Here is a 15,602-nt window from a genome sequence, read left to right as displayed (position 1 = left end):
GAAAGAGGCAGACCGCATCCGAAGGACCGTAACCAAGAGAAGGACCTGAAGCGAGAGCGAAGGTTGCGGCAGGCCGCGGCGGGCCTAAAAGGGAATGCCGACCACCCCACGTCCCAGGAAAAGCTGACAAAAACGCAGCGGCCGACTGTCCAATAGGGTGCGCCCGCGCGAGGGCGAGCTAAATGGCAGGGGCTGCCGGGGGACCTAAGAAAAGCGTGGGCTCACAAGCACCCGGCGCGCGCCATCAGTCCGCCAGCTACTTGGAGGGCGGGGGCATCAGGCCTGTTTGTCGGGCCGAACCAGATCCATGTGGCTGACGCCGAGGGCCAATGCCAGTTCATAGATCGTGATAATTGTCGGATTTCTTCGGCCTTTCTCCAAGCCGCTGATGTACTGCTGACTGAACCCGGAAATCTCCGCAAGCTGCTCCTGCGTCAGGCGCTTCCTTTGCCTGATCCTCTGCACATTCCGTCCGACCAACTTGCGCATATCCATGCACGCAAGCCAGCGGATCAGGCGGCTTGAGTTTATCAACTATAATATGTAATCCACATTTAGCAGGCACAGGGCTTCGCGGGTCCATTGGCCGGAGATAGAATTAGCGATGTTGCAGCCCAGATCGAACACGCCGTTCGCCGACGAGGTCCCCTGGTCGGACCGCATTACAGCCTACGACAAGGACCACTTTACAACCTATATGAGGCTCCTGGACGCCTCGGCAGACAACGCCACTGAAGAGGAAATGGCCAAAGTGATCCTCGGCATTGATCCGGCACGCGAACCTGAGCGCGCACGCAACGTTCTTCGCAGTCATCTCGACCGTGCAAACTGGGTGGTGACGAGCGGCTACAAGGATTTGTTCGCCAGTTGACGAAATGGGCGGTGCGGTCGCTTCGCTTCAAGCAACGAAGTCGCGTAACACCATGCATCGACGTATCACCACAGCGCGGATGGCCCAGCGCTTCGCTGTCTCATCATTTTGTCCTCCGCTCGCCAATGGCTGCTTCCCAGGAATGGGTGCGTCGGCGAATCATGACAGGAACGGGTCCGCCGTCTGAGCCGCACCGCATCCGGAGGACCGGATGGACGACCTACTGAAAGCTCACAGCTGGCTAAGGGTTGCGGGACGCCGCGGCGGGCCTAGAAGGATGCGGCGCCACCTGCTGGGAAAGGCACAAATAGAGCGAATTGCGAGAGTCTAACGACGCGCTAGGAGGCGCAGCGGAATGGTCGAGACGCCAGAGCCAAGAAAAGCGGGGCTCGACCCACCGGCACACGGCACGCGCGGTGATGGGCGCGGGCGCCCACTACGTGCGCAGGCTCAACAGAATCTCACACGGATCAGCACCGAGGGCCGCAGTTACGTCGAGAAACTCAATGATATCGAGACGCCGCTCGCCACCCTCATATTTCGCCACGAAAGATTGCGGACGACCAAGCTTCTCAGCCACCTGCGCCTGCGTCAGCCCTTTGACATTGCGCAGTGAGATCAACTGGGCCAGAAACCGCTGGTGGCGGGGAGATCGAAGAGATTTGGGCATTTAGGTGAACCGGTCAGGTAGAGACCGGCTCAGCGACTAATCCCCGTTTCGGATTATCCCATTTTGGGATATTCTGCCTTGGATCCAGCGATCAACATGCGAGGTTCGCGGCAGACATGAATCGATCAACGGGAACAGATAGGACTCAAAGCTCAACACTGCTCGACGAAGTCCCTTGGTCTGACCGTCTTACCGCCTATGACAGGGCGCACTTTACCATCTATATGAGGCTCCTGGACGCCTCAGACGATGAGGCGCCCGAAGAGGAAATGGCCCAACTGATCCTCGGCATTGATCCGGCACTTGAACCGGAGCGCGCCAGGAAGGCGCTTCGTAGTCATCTCGACCGTGCGAACTGGATGGTGACGAGCGGCTACAAGGAATTGTTCGCCAGCTGACAAATTCGCAGTGCTCGGTCATAGAAGCAGGCAGTTCCTGTGCCATTGGTCAGGCTGATCGGGGCCTGCACCACAGACGCGCCGGCAAAATGGACCCGGTGGCGAGCACAATTCAGTTCCCAGGAAATCGGGTTTTGGCAATTGTCCGAGCGTCTGACGTGATAGAAGGTTCCGCTCTGTCTGGATGGGTATTAGCCCGGAGCAGCACTCCATATCGTACCGGCGCTCGACGAAGGGTCCACCTCTTCGCTTTCAAGCCGCATAACCGATAGCCATCGCCCTAAGTCAAGGGTTAGAGATTACCGGCAGGCAGGTATGCAAGCGGGCCATCCTCGGAAACTATATAACCGCACGACTAGCTCGTCAGCGACGAAACACCCGCTCGAGCACCCATAGACTATGATCACCGGCGCGGACTGGAAGAATACGGCTGCATCGCCCGAGCCGGCGGAACAGAAGATCTCGGCATCCAGTCAACGCTCGATACAAAGCGCGCGATCGAATGGCCCGAGCACAAGGGGATCAAAAAGCTTCTCAGAGAATTGAGGACCCTTCGGACCCCAAAAGGGCTATAGCCTGATTTTGGGTTCGCACGCCTAGCTTCTTCTTGGCATTGTCCAAATGAAAAGCGATCGTGCGTGGCTTGATACCCAAGATGCGGCCGGTCACCCAGGCTGAATTACCCCGCGCTGCCCACCTCAGGCACTCATATTCGCGGGATGTCAGCGAAATCCCATCCACTGTTCGATCGCTCGGCAATTTGCGGCGAACGCAACGATGAAAGCAGGCCGCCATCAGTTGAAGAGCTTGTTCGTACCGCTCAGCGACCCGAAGAAATACTGGACGAGGCTCATCGGCGGCAAAAGTAACCGCAGCGATGCGGCCGCGGAGATCGACAATTGGGATCGTCAAACCGCAGCAGATGCTGAATTGAGCCGCCTCATCGAATAGCTGCTGTTGAGCCGGCGACATTTTATCGCCTCCCAAATTCGATCCCCAGTGAAACGGGCAGCCGCCATTTCGAGCACGCAAGACCACAGGATCGAGTTTCTCATACTGATTTTCCAGATACTGTCTGGTCCAGCGGGGTGGATAGTTCGAGATTAACCTCGGTTTGCCGGAAGGCCGTACTGGCAAGGAGAGGTAGGCAAAGAAGATTAGGTCAAGTCGTCCGGCCGCCTCAGCCATGGCATCCCGGAAATCTGCCTCATCGATACTCTGTGACAGTCTTTCAAGGAATGTCTCGAAAACAAGTGGCATGTCCCTCGTCATCGTCGCGCTCGATTCTTCCTCTTTCTGCACGCCCTCCGGCTGCGTCGTGTATGGCCCGACAACGCGATTGAATTCGCGGGCGTCGCTGGGCTGACCGGGCTCCAGAATGCTGCCACACTTTCGATCTTCGTCGGTCATCCCAATCATGCTGGGCTCACCCGATGGGCGTCTGGCAGACGCCTCATGATCTCAACAGCTCAATCAGAGAATCTCCATGCATTAAATCATGACCGCCCCTGCACCGACCAAACCAGGAGAAATCATCCTGCGCTGACCAAAAGGCATCATTGACCCCAGCTTTTGCAGGAATTTGGGTCGGCATTAGCATAACAATTCGGATAGCCGCTCATCCCACACCCGGGGCGCCGTGATCCGCAAAGAAGTGTTGCGATGCTTTCTTTCCTTTGATAGGCGAATCGTCTCAACAATATTAAAATGCCTTTCCTTGTGAACGGGGTGGCGTGTGAGTATCGTCCTTTTATATACCTGACGTGATAAAATTCACCGCAATTATTATTCTGCTCTTTGTGATGTGAAGGAAGATAACCTTCGGCATTGCCGCACTTTGGAACCGGCGACCGTGGCCCGCTGCAATGATGTAAAGGGCACGTCTAAGCTCAATGTGCATCGGAACGTGCAGATGACCTTTACCAGACCCTCGATTCCGCACGGGCCATAATGATACTGATTACGTGGGTCAAAAAGGGCGCCCTGCCGGCGGGGAGGTACACCCGCAGGGCGCGCCGCACAGAGGTCCTGGTCGTTGGGCAACAGGACAGCGGCGGCAGAACTGATTCGGTTACAAATCGTGACTGAAATAGCCCGGAGCATGCTCAAGATCAGATATCTGGAATTCAACAGTTTTGGGTCTGCTCGGCGCAGTAGCGCGCAGGGACATGCCTGCCTCCGGACTCGCTCCTTCGCGATCGCAAAATCATACGGCACCCTCGGCCTTCAGCGCGCGATAGGTGGTATCGACCGACTTTACCGTCGCGTCGACAATGATGTCGATCTCTTTTCGGGTAATGATCAGGGGGGGTGCATAACCGAGGATGTCGCCATGCGGCATGGCCCGTCCGATGACACCATTCTCAAACAGAGCAGCTGCAGTGCGCACCCCGACCTGAAGGTCGGGTTCGAATGGGATCCTTTGTTTTGGGTCCCGCATCATCTCTACGGCCGACAGGATACCCACTCCGCGAACTTCACCAACGATGGGATGTCCCGCCAGCTCGGCCTTCATCCGGTCTTGCCAATACGGTCCAACATCGCGGACATGCTCCAAAATATTTTTTTCTTTAAGCAGTCGAATATTGGCGAGCGCGGCTGCGGCACAAAGCGTGTGCCCCGAATATGTCCAGCCGTGGCCGAGTGCGCCGTGCTTCTCAGTTCCTTGTTCCAAAACCGACCAGACACGGTCGCCAATGATTGACCCGGAGATGGGGAGGTAGGCGGAACTCAAACCCTTTGCGATGGTCACGAAATCCGGACGCATGTTATACAGGTGGGAACCGAACTTCTCGCCGGTTCGCGCGAAGCCGCAGACCACTTCATCCGCGATTAGAAGGATATCGTATTTGTCGAGCACCGCTTGAATGGACGTCCAGTACCCTTTGGGGGGCGGCACAATACCTCCTGTCCCAAGTACCGGCTCTCCGATAAAAGCTGCAACCGTTTCCGGTCCTTCGGCCAGGATCAAGGCTTCAAGCTCATCGGCACAGCGCCGGGAGAACGCTTCCTCGCTCTCCTCGACACGCGCCTGGCGGTAATAGTGCGGCGTGGTTGTATGGCGCACCAAATCCAGAGGCAGGTCGAAGAAATTGTGAAAGAAGGGAAGGCCAGTTAGGCTACCCGTGACCAATCCAGACCCGTGATAGCCGCGATTTCGCGAGATGATCTTTTTCTTTTCGGGCCGGCCAAGAATGTTATTATAGTACCAGACCAGCTTGATGTTGGTTTCGTTGGCATCGGAACCGGAGAGGCCGAAATAGACCCTTCGCATGTTCTGACCGAAATACTCGACCACGGCCTCTGCCAACAGGGCGACCGGCTCCGTACCTTGGCTGGCATAGACGTGCGCGAACGGCAATTCGTGTGCTTGCCTGGCAATGGCCTCGGCGATCTCCGTGCATCCATATCCCATGTTGACGCAGTAGAGTCCTCCGAAACCGTCGAGGCTCCTTCGGCCTTCGGTGTCCCAGATATAGACGCCTTCCGCACCGGCCATAATCCTATTTGGCGTTTCGCCTCGGCTGTGCTTGGCCAAATGCGTAGAAGGATGGAAGACGAAGCTTCTATCCTTCTCCCGGAGTTGCTCGGTTCCCAGATTGCTCAAGCGCATTTTCCTCTCCTCGCGATAAATTGGCGGAGGGCACTCGGCCAGCCACCTGTTTAGCAAATAGCATACCGGAAACGTCCCTTGAGTTTCTCGGGAATGCAGGTTATTCGCCGTGGAATTCGCGGGATCGGCCCGAATTGCCGTGAAAACTAAGGCGTCACCTTCGCCTTGGCCGAGGGTCGGGGGCGCGTCCTGCAAACACGAACAGCTTACGACGCGCATGCGCCCAGCATAGTGCCCGATTAGCGGGCGATATTGACGGATGAATAGCGCTCGGGACGCTGTTCCCGCCGGCCGCGCGAGGCACGATAGAGCGCCGGCGGCCATGTTCCGCCGAACTGCCGGTCATCCCTTACATTCTGACGGTCCGGATCGGTCTTGCCCTTTCCCAAGGGTGGTAATGCAGGTGATCAGGGGCAAAGCACATTCGCCTCGATCAGCAGGCAGCGGGTTCCGTGCCGCGGCACAGGCTCCAACCTGGTTGGCCAGCGCTGAGAGGCTGAGGTCGTGCCCTCGCGCATATTGATCGCTTTGGCGGTGCGGCGGCTGGTGCTCGGCAGACTTCTCGAAGGAGCATAGCCAGAAGGTTCGGCCCGGCAAAGACGCTCGGCGAGAGCTCCTTGCCATCGACATCTTGATTCGCAGCCGACCAGCGCCGCCAAGTTCTATCGTCGGCGTGTTGCCTTTCTTGCGATCGCAAATTCGTGGTTGCTGCGCAGGGCGAGCCGAGCTGCGGCTCGCAGGAGGCGGCAGCATGCCTCCATCAATGCTGGCCGCTCGTGCAGTCTCGAAACGCTGGATCAAGCCTCAAACGTCGAACAGCCGCTCCTTTTCCTCTCGAAACCAGCGCCCTCGCGCGACGTGATCTTGTCTGACGATCCGACGCTTCGAGCGGGGCTCCTCTAATAGGTTGCACATGACCTGCAGCTTTCAGCCAAACTCAGCAAATCGGACGTCTCTTCTTATCATCGCTCGGCAAGCTCGGAACACGCTGGCGGACGTTGCTAAGGCTAGTCGCCGCCAGCGGATGGCGAGGATGTTTGGGCGGCTAAGTGCTTTTAGGTGGGCGATTATAAGCCGAGATCGCGATAGGTGCTTTCGCCATAGCTCCTGGCGCCATCGCCACGCTGAGCGTTTGAAAGCCGATGAAATTCGCTCGGCCAATTGGCTAGCGCGTGCTTGATGGCCTTCATCTTGAACGGCACGTGCACAACACATTTGTCCCTGATGATAGGCGGACAGCTCACATCTTGTTGCCGCGAGCCGTTAAGGTTTGCTGCGATTATCGGCAGACCTAGATCAAGAGCCAATTCCATTTCCCAGCGCACGAAGCGAAAAAGGTTTTTCGTCTTCTCACCGATCAGGACAAGTACCTGGCTCGATCCATTCATTCTGTTGCGAAGATTGCGTTTAACATAATCTTCGTCCTGTGCTCGGCTCGTCATATTGTCCAGATCGTGAGCGTTCGCGAATTCAAAACTCACATTCTCGCTGGCGTTCCACCCTTTCATAAAGCGGTATGCCCAAGCGTCTTCATCGCCGTCAAATATTACATAGGTCGGATCGCTGTATGCCATTGTTGTCTCTTAGTTGTTTTGACGAGCAACCCACTGGGTGTGCTCCCGTGAGAAAGCCAGTTCGGCTTCGTTCACCGCGGCGGAGAATGCCTCATCCGAGTTGGCGTCCGTAATAAGGTCGGCAGTCAAGCCGATCTCGTGAGCTGTCAACGTGTAAGCCGATGCCAATTCGTTAAATTTCTTGATCTGGGTCCACCCGATAAGGGAGGCGGCGATGACAATTAGCGGCTCGGTCGGCCAGCCTGGCATCGCGGGGTCAGCGATGCGTACTACGATGAACGAGAATCCCAGAGCGTATGCAAAAATACCAAGGCCCATCCAGACTTTCGCGGACCTCTTGTTCGAGCGCGCCTTCTTCTCGTACCACTTCCGTTGGTCGCAGATTCGTCTCTGCAGATATAGGTCTTTTCGTTCTTTTCGCGGGGAGTCCCTTATCGACATCATCTCGTCCGTTGTTTGGGGCGATGCTGAATCGGTGCCGCTCAACGCGCTACCAAGGTGACGATTGCTATCAAGGATATCTTCCATAAGCTTTCGAAAATCAGCTCTGGCGTCAGCCGCGCGCGCGTCATCGAACGGCTGTGCTCGCATCGCGAAGCGCCAAGTCAATGTCTTCACCGACTCTGCCAGAGCTCGAGCCTGATACCAGACCTGCTCGGGCTTTGTGACCGACCGGAAAATGAGGACTCCCATTGAGCAAAGAAATACCGCAGCATAGACACCGAAATAGGCTTTTGATGACGACAAGTCCAAAGAGAGCACCGACGCTAAAAAAAGAAGAACGTACTCTGCCCGGATCAGGCGGAGAAACGTCGCCTGCTGCTCGTTGGATGCCACGTCGGCGCTATTATAGAGTCCAGGATATTTCATTTTTGAAGCACACCAGTCTATTTTGTGGCGGTAAATTCTTTAAGCCAGGATTTGGCAAACGTGAGGTTAGCAGTCGAGCTTACAGAGCCTATTCTTGAGCGAGGCGCGATCCCTCTGTTCATAAACAGGAATGCAGGTCCTGTCCCATCAATGTAAGGGTATAGGCCCAAAAATTCTTGCCCGGAGAATGTTTCCGAAGAATTTTTTGCCACGGGCAGAACCGCTACCGCGGTCCGAAACCCATCGAAAAAGCCAAGCTCCCAAGGCATCCATCTGGATCCTGGAGAATTGTTTGAATGCACATAGATTAGCGTCTTTGACTGCCTCATACGGGTCCGCAGCAACTCGGCGGTGGCCGAGGAGACCTTTGTGCGGTCCAGTTGTGAATCTTCGACCCAATCTACGTAAGCAGTGAACCCAAGCTCCTCGAAAATTCGCTTCACACCGAGAATGATCTCTGCGTCCTTGAAAGAATGTGACAGAAAAACGTCGAATGACGATCTGGCTGTAGCTGCGGCCGTCTCTTCCTTTAGAACGATCGATGCGGCTCTATGTCCTCGACTGGCATTCGCAACTCTTTTCAGCTCTGCCTCGGTCAGTAGCACTATTCAAATCCCCCCATGATCTGTTCGCAATTTATGAACTTGACGCCCATTCGATTAAGCGACCCTTGTCTTGTGAAAACTGGCACCATGCTCTCCAGCCGGGTAGCGCAACCTCCACCTTCTCAAAGACCACGTCGGCTGGCAGGAGTGACCGGCCTTGTCACCCACCTACGCGACCCCGGCACAGCCATGCTCCTCGCTTAGAAGGCTGCGGAGACCAGCAATGTCAAACAGGACAGACGATCTCCTAATCTCGATCAGCAACGAACTTAGGACGTAAAAACGCGATGGAGCGATCTCCGAATGTCCGCAGGCGTTGAGGGCCGGGTTGGTCGCCAAGGCCAAGCGGGCCAGCTTGCACTCCCGCTATCCGTCGGCTTGCCAAACCCTCGCTGTAGATTTCGCCCCCTACACGGATGCGCTGACCGCGACTAAGCTCAATCGCCACTGATCGCCAATCCAGGGCGAAAGTTCCCCCCTTGAAGTAGCGGTAGAGGCATTTTTCGGCACTTCGCATCTTAGATATGGACGCCTCCTCAACCAGGCACGATCCGGTTTGGCTTCTCGCCGTAACCGTGCTGGGCAAGTGCGTTTCCGATGGCTGCTTCGATTCGTCTCCTGGAATGATCGGTTCCAGATTGCTCAAGCGCATCGTCCTTCCTTGCCATCAACCGGCGGATAGCGCTCGGCCACTTTTTTCCAGCAATTAGTATACCGCACATGTCCCTTGAGTTTCGTCGGAATGGGCGCCTTTTGCCGACGAATCTACGGGATCCGTGCCAAACGCCGTTGAAACTTAAACTTTCGGTTTCACCGTTGCCTCAGTGCGGACAAAGGTATCGGTGAATTGGACTTCACTGGTTTCGTGACGACAAGGCTATAGTATTGATCAATCCCCAAGCCTGCCTGCAGCAGTCCCTCCATGAAATCCTGATAGGCGGCCATAGAAGGAGATGCGACCCGCATCAGATAATCGACGCGCCCCCCAATTGCCCAGCAGTCCAGGATTTCCGGGATCTCTTGGATTGCAGTTTCGAAGTGTCGTTGGTCCTCAAGACGATGGCGATCCAGCACGACTTCTACCATCACAAAGATCATGCCGCCAATGAGGGCAGGACTCAGTCGCGCATAGAATCCCTCAATAATCCCTGCGGCCTTGAGTGCTCGGAGCCGCTCCGAACAGGCCGACGCCGAAAGATGAACTCGTTTTGCAAGCTCACTTTTTGAAATCCGACCGTCTGCCTGAATCTCGGAGAGAATCCGGACGTCCCAACTGTCGAGTTGCACGGGGTCGGGTTTCGACTTCATAACCTGTTGCTCTCAAGCAGCGATCGACATCGCGTTGTGTGCCGATCAATTCTATCATCAATTGAAACGAGCGAATGTAGCAGTGGAAGGCATCCGTTCCAGGCCCGAGATGTGCCAGAATGGGTACCAAAATCAGCTGAGGGAGAGCGATCAGCTGAGAAAAGCTGCAGAAGTAGTTTGGCTATCGCCGCGACGCCTAACGGGGCAATGATGCAGCTGGAGAGGATAGCCGGCCGCGGCGGAGACCTCCTGATAAATAGATAACCCATTTACTGAACTCCGCTGCCGTACTTGATAGACGCCGCGACGGCATTCGAGCCTCGATCGCGTGTACGGCATATTCAATGCAGTATTCACTGGCACATTCAGCTATTGGAGTGAATTGAAGGCCTTGCTCGTCCGGCCCGCCAAGGCGCATGGCACCGCAAATGCCGCTCGTCTTACGGCTTGCCCGACAATTTGGCGCGGGAGTCTGGCCGAAATCGCCCAACGGAAAGACTCAAACACCGATGTTGCGTGCGATGCTGTCGGCCGCCATACGCTTACGCCACTCAAGAGGCCCGGAATTGTGAATGGAGTTTCCCTCAACATCGACGGCCATGATAACAGGCATGTCCTGCACCTCGAATTCATAGATGGCTTCCATGCCCAGGTCTTCAAAGGCAACGATCCACGCCGCCTTAATCGATTTTGAAATCAGGTAAGCAGCGCCACCCACTGCAGCAAGGTATGGCGTTTTGTGTCTTACAATCGACGCTATGGCCGCCGGTCCCCTCTCCGCTTTGCCCACCATCGCGAAAAGGCCGGTTTCGGCGAGCACCTTGTCCGTAAAATCGTCCAAGCGGCTGGAGGTTGTTGGACCAGCGGGTCCAACGACCTCATTCCTCACTGCCCGGACGGGGCCGACGTAGTAGATCACCCGTCCCCGCAGATCGACTGGAAGCGGCTTGCCGGCATCGATCAGTTCGACCATTCGTTTGTGGGCAGCGTCACGGCCCGTCAGCAACTTTCCAGACAGCAGGAGCGTTTCACCGCAGCGCCACGATGCCGTCTCTTCCTTCGTCAGCGTATCTAAATTGACCCGCCGGACGCCGGCTGGGTTCAATTCGTCGGTTCCGATGTCGGGCCATTCGCGCAAATCGGGCGGCTGGAGGCTGATGGGTCCAGAGCCGTCCAAAGTGAACTTCAGGTGCCGGTTGGCGGCGCATTGCGGGATGAGCGCCACAGGCTTGGACGCTGCATGAGTAGGATAGGTCGCAACCTTGATGTCAACGACTGTCGTCAGACCACCAAGGCCTTGGGCGCCGATACCAAGCGCGTTGATCCGCTCATAAAGCTCAATCCGCAGCCCCTCCTCTGCGCTTGACGCCCCCCTTGCGATCAGTTCCGCCATATCGATGGGCTCGTTCATGGCCTCCTTGGCCAGCAGCATCGCCTTTTCAGCGCTACCACCGATGCCGACAGAGATCAGTCCAGGTGGACACCACCCGCTGCCAAGAGTCGAAACGGTATTGACCACCCAGTCGGAAACGGAGGCGCTGGGATTGAGGGTGGTAAAACGTGCCTTGTTCTCCGACCCGCCGCCTTTCGCGGCGATGGTGATCTCAATCTGGTTACCTTGCACCAAGTCGACATGGACAACTGCCGGCGTGTTGTCGCGGGTGTTGACCCGTCTAGCGAGGGGATCCGCAACGATCGATGCCCGAAGGGGATTGTCCGGATCGAGATAGGCTTGACGTACGCCCTCATTCACAAGATCAGCGAAACTGGCCGTTGACTTAATGCGGGCATCCATGCCGACCTTTGCGAAGACAACCACAAGTCCGGTGTCCTGACAAATCGGGCGCCGCCCAAAGGCCGCCATGCGGGAGTTCAGCAGAATCTGACCTATGGCATTCTTCGCCGACGGGCTCTGTTCTCGCGTGTATGCGTGAGAAAGAGACCGGATATAATCTGGAGGATGATAGTACGAGATGTACTGAAGGGCGTCGGCGACGCTCCTTGTGATGTCGCTACCGGCGATGGTCCGTGATCTGTTTCCCACCGGATTTTATCCAAATGAACCGAGGCCATTGACCATTTTCAGAATCTGGAAGCTTCGCACCCCCTGCTCGCCGCCTTCATATCCATAGCCGCTTTGCTTGACTCCTCCATAAGGGGCATCAGCGGAAACCCCTTTCAGGTAATTCACACTAACTGCGCCCGCAGAAAGACCGCTCACAAGCCTCTGTTGCGTATCGGCCGCGCCAGTAAACAAGTAGGCGGCCAGACCGTACTCCGTGGCGTTGGCTTCATCGATCGCCTCTTCGATCGTATCGAAAGGAGCCACAGTGAGGATCGGTCCGAACGGCTCTTCATGAAGCACTCTCGCTTCCTTCGGTACGCCCGTCAGGATGGTTGGCGGCCAGTAAAACCCCGGTCGGTCAAGGGGGACGCCACCGGTCTCGATGCGGGCGCCGCCTTCTACCGCATCCTTGGTCAGGCGCTGCATGGCCTCTATTCGCCGCGCGTTTGCCATTGGCCCCATTTGCGTCGCAGGGTCATCCGGTGGACCGATCCTGATTTTTCGGACCGCCTCCGTCATCCGGAACAGGAATTCCTCATAGCGGGATCGGGCGACAAAAATCCTGCTGGGCGCATTACAACTCTGGCCCGCGCACTCGAATTTGTATTCCGAAATAGCCGGTATCGCCTTTGCCAGATCTGCATCTTCGCACACAATGACCGGGGAATGTCCCCCGAGTTCAAAAATGCAGCGCTGCAAATTCTTCGCGGCGAGCGTGGCCAGCTGTTTTCCAACAGCGGTCGACCCCGTGAACGTCAAGACTTTCACAACTGGCGAACTGAGCAGATGTCGCGATATATGCACAGGAACACCGAAGACCAGGTTGACCACGCCTTCCGGTATCCCTGCTTGACGCAAAGATTCCACGATATGGACAGCCACGCTTGGCGTCTCCTCGGCCCCTTTGAGGATCACCGGGCAGCCTGCCGCCAGCGCGGGGGCGAGCTTGCGGGCGATAAGAACGGCCGGATAGTTCCATGGCGTAAATGCAGCGACGACACCGAGCGGCTCCGGGGCTATCATCCTGTTCGAGCCCAATGGAATCGGGGCCGACAACTCATCGGCATGCCGGCCATTCCATTCCAGCGTTTCGACTGCGCGCGCGTATTCTCCTGTCGCTTCGGCAATCGTCTTTCCCTGTTCGCACGATAGGTCCCTGGCTGCGGCGCCAGCTTTCTCTGCCAGAATGCTGGCGGCAGAGACGAGGATCTCGCCACGCTCCTTGGCGGGTCGTGAGGACCATGCCTTGCGGCTGCGTTCTGCCGAAGCAAGAGCTTCATCCAAGTCTGAAACCGTAGCCGAGGCCACTGAGGCAAATACCTTCTCCGTCGCCGGGTTGATCACCGGCAAAGTGGCTCGGCTACCACCGGCTCGCCATTTGCCGTTAATGAAGAGCTCGTAACTCTTGGCGTCGGACATCGCGGGCTCCACTTGACTGAATTCTTGCCATACGAGCGCAGTTTCAATATCGAAACTGCTGAACTCGCTTGAGCCAGTTTCATCGCGATGGTCGCGGCGGGTCAAATATCGAATATTGCCGAAATCCATCTGGAATCCAGATCCGGCTGATCCTGATGGCCGCAAAAGATTATGCCCAGCTTTATAGGTTAGGTTGTCAGGTCGCCTCAGGCGCCACCGCTGCCCAGTCCCGGGTTTCAATCAATGCTCTGGCGACCTTCGGAATGAGCTTGCGGACCGCAGAAACGGCCGCAGAACGCTCATCTTTGGGATTTACAGCAAGCACCACGGAGCGGGTAATCACCGGATCGACGATCTTGACAGTCCGGACCAGCCCTTGGGAGGCTTCTTTCTGAACCGCAGACGGGGCGAGAATAGAATGCGCTTTTCCCTCTACGACCATGTTGATGATCGTTGAGAGGGAGTCCACTTCAAACTTGACGTCCAGCGCGCAACCGTGTTGTGCGACGACATCAGCCACCGAACGCCTGACATTGTTGTTGCGCATGGGAACCGCCAGGGGGAATGCATGCAGGTCGACCAGAGATATCGCATCTTCAAACGGTGGCTCGCCGGACGGAACCACCAGACAGAGGTCTTCGCGCGCTAGCACCGTCATTCGCCCCACACTGTCTGCGGTGCGGTACAGAACCGCCAGATTGAAGCGTCCAGCGGCCATCCACTCCTCCAACGGTCCCGTCATGCCCTCGACCATCTTGAGGGAAACCTTGGGCAGTTCGTTTCTCACCGCCTCAAGCAGCGGACCGCTCAGGACGCGAGCAGCTCCAGACGGAATGCCAATAGTCACCTCCCCGGCAGGGGAAGCGGCTGTGTTGGTCAATTCCACCTCGGTAAGTCGAATTTCTTTGAGAATCGCCCGCGCCCGCTCCAGGAGTTTGGCTCCTGACGCCGTCACGCTCACGCCGGTCCTGTCGCGTATCAGCAGCTGAGTGCCGAAGCCTTCCTCCAATTGGCGCACATGCAGACTCAGCGCACTCTGGGCGACATTCAGAAAGCCAGCGGCCTTCGTGAAACTGCCTGCTTCGACCACGCCAACGAAGTATCTTAACTGCCTGATTTCCACGGGTACCCTTCCGAGGGCGGACTGCAATTGACGTAATCTATCTTGAAATGTGATGGCGCGACAGCAATAATTGTGCCGAGTTGCTGACGCTTGCTGTCGTCGTCCCAGTCTTGTTGATCAACCCGCTGAGGACTCAAACGGCCAACTCGGCGCCCGGATCCGTGGCGATAATTTCTCGAGCCCTTCGAATAACGGGCGGATCGATCATCTTTCCGTCTAACGCGAACGCGCCTCTGCCCTGCGCCGTCGCATCTTTTTCCGCCGCGAGGACACGAAGGGCCCATTCGAGTTCCTGTGGGCTTGGCGAAAAAGCCTCATTGAATATGGCAACCTGGTTTGGATGAATCGCCAAAGCACCGGAAAAGCCAAGCCGCCGCGCATGCGCCGCGGCTTCACGAAGTCTATCATTGTCTGAGAACTCGCCGATACTTCCTACGAAGCCAAGCGGTAGCAAGCCTGCGGCGCGAGCGGCAAACAGAACAGAAAGGTTCGGTGTCAAAAGAAGGTCGAGTTCCGGGGCACCGCCAACGGAGGCACTGAAGTCTTCAGGACCCAGCGCCATTGCAACCATCCTGGGATGGGCCGACGCAATGGCTGAGAGACTTTGTAATGCTGCCGGGGTCTCGATCAAGGCAAGGAACCGGATTCGACCCACCGCAAGATTTCTTTCTCGTTCAAGTTCCGATACCGCATTCGCGATCTCTGTTACCCACGCTGCCGAATCCGTCTTCGGAAGGACAAGTGCATCAACACCCGCAATCACGGCTGCATCGAGATCGTCCGCCAAGGCACGCAAACCGCGATTCACGCGAACTAAAACATAAGCGCCCCTGCGGCCCACCTTTGCCACGGATGCAGAAAGCTGACGCCGTGACTCACCTTTTTGATCCTCGGGAACGGAGTCCTCGAGGTCGAGTATGACGCCATCTGCCCCGCGCTCATGAGCCGCCTCCACAAAGCGCGGAACATGAGAGGGAACGAAGAGCAGAGATCTCCAGCGGGGAACAGAATTTGGGCTTTCAAGGGCCGGCACGGTGTCCTTCATGAAGTCGCCTCTGCGGTCCATTTTAGCGCGGCGGTGTCGGT

13 protein-coding genes and 1 pseudogene are annotated in these 15,602 nt (G+C 56.7%); 2 read left to right on the top strand and 12 right to left on the bottom strand.

Annotated features, from left to right (window positions below):
* Positions 1 to 276: 276 nt before the first annotated feature.
* On the bottom strand, positions 277 to 495 hold the full coding sequence (locus RQ479_RS24815) for a helix-turn-helix transcriptional regulator (protein ID WP_029354714.1): 219 nt from the start codon (positions 493 to 495) through the stop codon (positions 277 to 279).
* 109 nt (positions 496 to 604) lie between these two features.
* Between RQ479_RS24815 and RQ479_RS24810 the strand changes: the two genes are divergently transcribed.
* Positions 605 to 871, top strand: coding sequence for a DNA -binding domain-containing protein (locus RQ479_RS24810; protein WP_063169299.1), 267 nt, complete (start codon positions 605 to 607; stop codon positions 869 to 871).
* A 436-nt stretch (positions 872 to 1,307) separates the two neighbouring features.
* Here the strand turns inward: RQ479_RS24810 and RQ479_RS24805 are convergent, their stop codons facing one another.
* A complete protein-coding gene (locus tag RQ479_RS24805; protein ID WP_095488152.1) occupies positions 1,308 to 1,541 on the bottom strand; it encodes a helix-turn-helix domain-containing protein in 234 nt (77 codons plus the stop codon).
* 116 nt (positions 1,542 to 1,657) lie between these two features.
* Between RQ479_RS24805 and RQ479_RS24800 the strand changes: the two genes are divergently transcribed.
* A complete protein-coding gene (locus RQ479_RS24800; RefSeq protein WP_095488150.1) occupies positions 1,658 to 1,939 on the top strand; it encodes a DNA -binding domain-containing protein in 282 nt (93 codons plus the stop codon).
* Positions 1,940 to 2,473: 534 nt separating this feature from the next.
* Here the strand turns inward: RQ479_RS24800 and RQ479_RS24795 are convergent.
* The 10 genes and pseudogenes from RQ479_RS24795 to RQ479_RS24750 form a co-directional block, all read right to left on the bottom strand.
* On the bottom strand, positions 2,474 to 3,211 hold the full coding sequence (locus RQ479_RS24795; protein WP_095488176.1) for a LuxR family transcriptional regulator: 738 nt from the start codon (positions 3,209 to 3,211) through the stop codon (positions 2,474 to 2,476).
* Positions 3,212 to 4,145: 934 nt separating this feature from the next.
* A complete protein-coding gene (locus RQ479_RS24790; protein ID WP_063169303.1) occupies positions 4,146 to 5,552 on the bottom strand; it encodes an aminotransferase in 1,407 nt (468 codons plus the stop codon).
* A gap of 190 nt (positions 5,553 to 5,742) precedes the next feature.
* Positions 5,743 to 6,165 (bottom strand): annotated as a pseudogene (locus RQ479_RS24785) (transposase); the annotation flags it as partial.
* A 454-nt stretch (positions 6,166 to 6,619) separates the two neighbouring features.
* Positions 6,620 to 7,126 carry a TIR domain-containing protein gene (locus tag RQ479_RS24780; protein WP_063169304.1) on the bottom strand — a complete coding sequence of 169 codons (507 nt, stop codon included), beginning with the start codon at positions 7,124 to 7,126 and terminating at the stop codon, positions 6,620 to 6,622.
* Positions 7,127 to 7,135: 9 nt separating this feature from the next.
* Positions 7,136 to 7,996, bottom strand: coding sequence for a DUF4231 domain-containing protein (locus tag RQ479_RS24775; RefSeq protein ID WP_095488148.1), 861 nt, complete (start codon positions 7,994 to 7,996; stop codon positions 7,136 to 7,138).
* Between the two features lie 1,415 nt (positions 7,997 to 9,411).
* Complete coding sequence (locus RQ479_RS24770) at positions 9,412 to 9,909, bottom strand: Lrp/AsnC family transcriptional regulator (RefSeq protein ID WP_095488146.1); 498 nt, start codon at positions 9,907 to 9,909, stop codon at positions 9,412 to 9,414.
* A gap of 499 nt (positions 9,910 to 10,408) precedes the next feature.
* On the bottom strand, positions 10,409 to 11,953 hold the full coding sequence (locus RQ479_RS24765; protein WP_128289277.1) for a fumarate hydratase: 1,545 nt from the start codon (positions 11,951 to 11,953) through the stop codon (positions 10,409 to 10,411).
* Positions 11,954 to 11,959: 6 nt separating this feature from the next.
* Entirely contained in the window at positions 11,960 to 13,393 is a 1,434-nt protein-coding gene (locus RQ479_RS24760) for an NAD-dependent succinate-semialdehyde dehydrogenase (protein WP_128289282.1), read from the bottom strand.
* 196 nt (positions 13,394 to 13,589) lie between these two features.
* Positions 13,590 to 14,516: a LysR family transcriptional regulator gene (locus tag RQ479_RS24755; RefSeq protein ID WP_128289276.1), complete on the bottom strand. Its 927-nt coding sequence runs from the start codon at positions 14,514 to 14,516 to the stop codon at positions 13,590 to 13,592.
* Positions 14,517 to 14,649: 133 nt separating this feature from the next.
* On the bottom strand, positions 14,650 to 15,561 hold the full coding sequence (locus tag RQ479_RS24750; RefSeq protein ID WP_128289275.1) for a CoA ester lyase: 912 nt from the start codon (positions 15,559 to 15,561) through the stop codon (positions 14,650 to 14,652).
* Positions 15,562 to 15,602: the final 41 nt, after the last annotated feature.

This window comes from Mesorhizobium sp. ISC25, assembly GCF_042295465.1.
In the GTDB taxonomy this organism is placed as follows: Bacteria; Pseudomonadota; Alphaproteobacteria; order Rhizobiales; family Rhizobiaceae; genus Mesorhizobium.
This window is presented reverse-complemented; position numbering and strand designations above follow the sequence as displayed.

What these genes read in the sequence shown, in the direction of transcription:
- RQ479_RS24815 (WP_029354714.1), bottom strand. Translation starts at nt 495, where the DNA reads ATGGATATGCGCAAGTTGGTCGGACGGAATGTGCAGAGGATCAGGCAA.
- RQ479_RS24810 (WP_063169299.1), top strand. Translation starts at nt 605, where the DNA reads ATGTTGCAGCCCAGATCGAACACGCCGTTCGCCGACGAGGTCCCCTGG.
- RQ479_RS24805 (WP_095488152.1), bottom strand. Translation starts at nt 1,541, where the DNA reads ATGCCCAAATCTCTTCGATCTCCCCGCCACCAGCGGTTTCTGGCCCAG.
- RQ479_RS24800 (WP_095488150.1), top strand. Translation starts at nt 1,658, where the DNA reads ATGAATCGATCAACGGGAACAGATAGGACTCAAAGCTCAACACTGCTC.
- RQ479_RS24795 (WP_095488176.1), bottom strand. Translation starts at nt 3,211, where the DNA reads ATGACGAGGGACATGCCACTTGTTTTCGAGACATTCCTTGAAAGACTG.
- RQ479_RS24790 (WP_063169303.1), bottom strand. Translation starts at nt 5,552, where the DNA reads ATGCGCTTGAGCAATCTGGGAACCGAGCAACTCCGGGAGAAGGATAGA.
- RQ479_RS24780 (WP_063169304.1), bottom strand. Translation starts at nt 7,126, where the DNA reads ATGGCATACAGCGATCCGACCTATGTAATATTTGACGGCGATGAAGAC.
- RQ479_RS24775 (WP_095488148.1), bottom strand. Translation starts at nt 7,996, where the DNA reads ATGAAATATCCTGGACTCTATAATAGCGCCGACGTGGCATCCAACGAG.
- RQ479_RS24770 (WP_095488146.1), bottom strand. Translation starts at nt 9,909, where the DNA reads ATGAAGTCGAAACCCGACCCCGTGCAACTCGACAGTTGGGACGTCCGG.
- RQ479_RS24760 (WP_128289282.1), bottom strand. Translation starts at nt 13,393, where the DNA reads ATGTCCGACGCCAAGAGTTACGAGCTCTTCATTAACGGCAAATGGCGA.
- RQ479_RS24750 (WP_128289275.1), bottom strand. Translation starts at nt 15,561, where the DNA reads ATGAAGGACACCGTGCCGGCCCTTGAAAGCCCAAATTCTGTTCCCCGC.